This window comes from Dietzia sp. DQ12-76 (genome assembly GCF_014145045.1).
Taxonomy (GTDB): domain Bacteria; phylum Actinomycetota; class Actinomycetes; order Mycobacteriales; family Mycobacteriaceae; genus Dietzia.
Genome location: NZ_JAALDV010000536.1, coordinates 1 through 2,025 on the forward strand (window position 1 = coordinate 1; position 2,025 = coordinate 2,025).

General features: G+C 69.7%; 2 protein-coding genes. One reads left to right on the forward strand and one right to left on the reverse strand.

Annotation, left to right across the window (positions count from 1 at the left end; translation table 11 throughout):
• Positions 1-692, reverse strand: a 692-nt coding sequence (locus G6019_RS16270; RefSeq protein WP_182628046.1) for a TPM domain-containing protein, incomplete at its 3' end; no start/stop codon positions are given.
• A 68-nt stretch (positions 693-760) separates the two neighbouring features.
• Between G6019_RS16270 and dnaG the strand changes: the two genes are divergently transcribed.
• On the forward strand, positions 761-2,025 hold a 1,265-nt coding region (gene dnaG, locus G6019_RS16275; RefSeq protein ID WP_182613038.1), incomplete at its 3' end, for a DNA primase.

Genomic DNA, 2,025 nt, shown 5'->3' on the forward strand with positions numbered 1-2,025 from the left:
GCGCGGGAGTCGAGGACGTCCACCGGCAGCGCGGACAGCCGGGCGGTGTCATCTCCGGGTATCTCGCGGGCGGACTCGGCCTGACGGGCCGTTCGGGTCGCCCGGCGCCGCCGGCTGACCAGCAGTACCGCGGCCACCACGATGACGATCAGCGCGATGAGTCCGAGCAGAGCGGCGCCGGAGAGCCCGGAGCCCGATCCCTGGCGTTCGAGCCCGTCGGCGGCACCGATCGCCGCACCGGCCCAGTCGTCCTCCGCGAGTCGCGGCTCGATGTCCCTGTCGGCGATCCGCTGATCCGCACGCGGGTCGGTGGACTCGAACCAGTATCCGCGGTCACCGACCGCCACCGCGAGCAGCACGTCGGAGGCCCCCAGGTCGGACAGCCGGGCCGTCTCCTGTGCCCACAACTGCGCGGGCACCCCGTCGAAGCTGTCGACGTAGACCACCCAGAGTTGGAGGTTGTCGGTCGACCGGAGCTCCGCGAGACGGTCCTCCACGGCGGTCGTCTGCGCGCCCAGCACTCCTGCGGAATCCGTGACCTGCTGCTGCAGCCGGGACGGCGGTTCGGCCGAGGCCGACGGCGTCGCCCACCCGACGAGACCGACGAGGAGGGCCACCAGGAACGCGAAGGCCGCCACCGTGCGGGACCCTGGGTTCCGTATGGCGTGGGCGCGGGGCAGGGGTGCGATCATGCGGCCAGCGTATCGGCCTGTCGCGGGGGCCACGCCGGTCTCCCGTCCGGACGGTTACTCTGGGCGGCATGGCAGGGCGGATTCCGGAGCAGGACATCGCCGCGATCCGCGAACGCACTCGCATCGAGGAGATCGTCGGCGAATACGTCGCGCTCAAACCAGGCGGGGCGGACTCCATGAAGGGACTGTCCCCGTTCAAGGACGAGAAGACGCCCTCGTTCCACGTCCGGCCCCAGCACGGCTACTTCCACTGCTTCTCGACCGGTGAGGGCGGCGACGTGTTCGCCTTCCTCATGAAGATGGAGCACATCAGCTTCGTCGAGGCCGTGGAGCAGCTCGCGGACAGGATCGGGTACCGCATTTCGTACGAGGGCGGCGGACAGGTGATCCAGCGTGACCGCGGGACCCGGTCGAGGTTGGTCCAGGCCAACGCCGCTGCGCAGCAGTTCTACGCCGAGCGTCTCCGCGAGGACGCGGAGGCCGAGACCGCCCGGGCGTTCCTGCTCGACCGCGGCTTCGACCTCTCCCACGCCGAGACGTTCGGGTGTGGGTACGCGCCGGCGGGCTGGGACACGATGAGCAAGCATCTGATGCGGCAGGGGTTCGAGCCCAAGGAGCTGGAATCGGCGGGCCTGTCCAAGACCAGTTCGCGGGGGACGCTCATCGACCGCTTCCACCGTCGCCTGTTGTGGCCGATCCGCAATCTCGCGGGGGAGGTGATCGGCTTCGGCGCGCGCAAGCTCTTCGAGGACGACACGCTGGGCAAGTACATGAACACTCCGGAGACGATGCTCTACAAGAAGTCCCAGGTGTTGTTCGGCCTGGACCTGGCCAAGCGGGACATCGCCTCCCAGCGCCGCGCGGTGGTGGTGGAGGGATATACGGATGTCATGGCGATGCACGCGGCGGGCGTGACCACCGCCGTCGCCGCGTGTGGCACCGCGTTCGGCGAGGACCACCTGTCCACGCTCCGGCGGTTGATGCTGGACGACAACTACTTCCGCGGCGAGATCATCTACACCTTCGACGGGGACGAGGCCGGCAAGAAGGCCGCGATGCGGGCGTTCTCCGGTGACCAGCAGTTCTCCGGTCGCACCTTCGTCGCGGTGGCGCCCGCCGGCCAGGACCCGTGTGACCTGAGGCAGAACAAGGGTGACGCGGCAGTGCGGGACCTCATCTCCACCCGGGTGCCGATGTTCGAGTTCGCCATCCGCTCGATGCTCGGGGAGTACGACCTCGACCACGCGGAGGGCCGGGTCGAGGCGCTGCGCCGGACGGTTCCGGTGGTCGCCGACATCCGCGACTCGGCCCTGCGGGACGAGTACGCCCGCCA